The organism is Dactylosporangium sp. NPDC005555 (genome assembly GCF_040605635.1).
Classification (GTDB): Bacteria; Actinomycetota; Actinomycetes; order Mycobacteriales; family Micromonosporaceae; genus Dactylosporangium.
The window spans coordinates 1-1,914 of sequence record NZ_JBEXDG010000157.1; the positions used below are offsets into that span (position 1 = coordinate 1).

Consider the following 1,914-nt stretch of genomic DNA (forward strand, 5'->3'; position numbering starts at 1 on the left):
GGAATTGCACGACTGGTTTTATTTCAGAAGAAAAATACCATTTCTACAAAAAATAAAATATCTAAGTTTGAAAGAATAAATAAAAGCCCTTAAAAATGATTTTAGGGCTTTTTATTATTCAAGTGGCATAATTCTACTCAAAACCATTTAAAAGGGCTTAAAAGGCAAAATATGAGCTTATAGGAGTATTCCAAGCATTAAAGGGAGTGAAAAATTCATTTTTCAATTTCTTTAGTGCTTTTTCGTTGGTTTGCTCAACGACAGGAGCATTATTTTTTACTTTGTAAAAAATAGAGTTTTTTCAAAACTCAAATAAAAAAGTCCGGTCTTAAATTTTAAAAAACAAAAATTTTAGATCCGACTTGTTTTATTGTACACTTATCAGAATTTTCAACGGACTAAATTTCAAAATCATCATCACGTGCTTTATGTTTTGGACTTTGATTTTTTTGATAGGCTTCTAATCGCTGTTCTGATTTTTGATAGTATTGAATGTTTTTATCGACTTTATATAAAGTATCTCGCAAATCATCACGTTCTTTTGTTAGGTTTTTAATGGTATCTCTGATAGTGGTATCTACATAATCTAAACTTTTGTTTTGTTCGACATACTCTATAATCTTTGTATTTAATTTATCTAATTGCTTTTCTGTTTCTTGATAGGTGGCTTTTAAGTCCTTTCCTATGGTTTCAAAACTTCTATCAAAACCAAGTCCTTGACTAATCAAGAAATCGAACTCATGAAAGACTTGTTTGAGTTTGATATTGGCATTGTCAGAATAAAGAGGGACATTTCCACTTTGTCGTTGTAGATTTTTAGCAACAGTTGTTCCATACATGATTTTATGGTTTGCCGGACTTTTCTTATCAAGATAAGAAAATCGGTCTTTATTTTTGATAAAGACTTGATAATCGCCATTTTCTAATTTATCGACACAACGTGCAGGTATCTTTATTGTCGCTTCTTTATCTAAAACAGTATCAATCGTTACGTATAAAAAATTTTCAGTTTCTTTCTCAATTTGCCAATCTTCTACCAAAATTGAAATTTCTTTTTCTTGATTTTTTTCTTGAATACTCTCTTTGTCTTTCCAAAGTTTCACGACTTCCTCAACGGAATAACCAATGGTATTTTTTTCTATCCGTCCTTTGAGATTTTCTTTTAAAAATTTATCATTTTTTAAACTTCTATCTCTAATTTTTTTGGTTTGTTCGCTTCCCTCTAAAAGATAAGTGGTATATTTTTTAGTATCGTCCACTTTTAAATTTAAGGCACTTGCTTTTTCTTTAAAATCTTCCCACGTATGAGAATGGTTCATCAAAAATTCAAGTTTGTTTTTAATCTCTTTCCGGTAAGAAATTTGAGCAAGATAGACCAAATAATTTTTGTGAGAATTCCCTAGTTTTTGTTCAGGACGGACAATAATTTTACAACCATATTCTTTAGAAATGTTATCAGAAATTTCTTTCAATCGTTCCAAATCATTTTTTGATTGTTGAAATTTATTTAAAGTCAAAGGGTCAGTTGCATTAAGCACAATATGATTATGGAGGTGTGGCTTATCGGTATGAGTGGCAATAATAAATTCCGCAGAATTTCCGAGATATTCTTTCATGGTTTTTAAACCAATTTCATGAGCTTGTTCAGGCGTTAAATGGTCATCAGGAGAAAAAGATTGGACAAAATGATAACCGAACCTTTCATTTTTTTGTGGCTTGTTTTTTAAAGCGATAGCCATTGTTCGTGTCGCTAACATTTCATCACAGGTTGAATGAATATCTAAAATATTTTGACCGGAAACATATTCAAAGTCATTTGTTTTTTCAGGGTTCATCACATAATCAATGAGTTGGTTTAAATCTTTTGAAGAATGAACCGTTCCGTTCGATTGTTTTGGCATTTTAATGACTGTC

At 30.3% G+C, this 1,914-nt stretch carries 1 protein-coding gene; it reads right to left on the reverse strand.

Going from position 1 to position 1,914, the window contains the following annotated elements; genetic code table 11:
• Positions 1-398: 398 nt before the first annotated feature.
• Positions 399-1,914: relaxase/mobilization nuclease domain-containing protein (locus tag ABZS58_RS51195; protein WP_354792106.1), on the reverse strand; the 1,516-nt coding region annotated here is incomplete at its 5' end.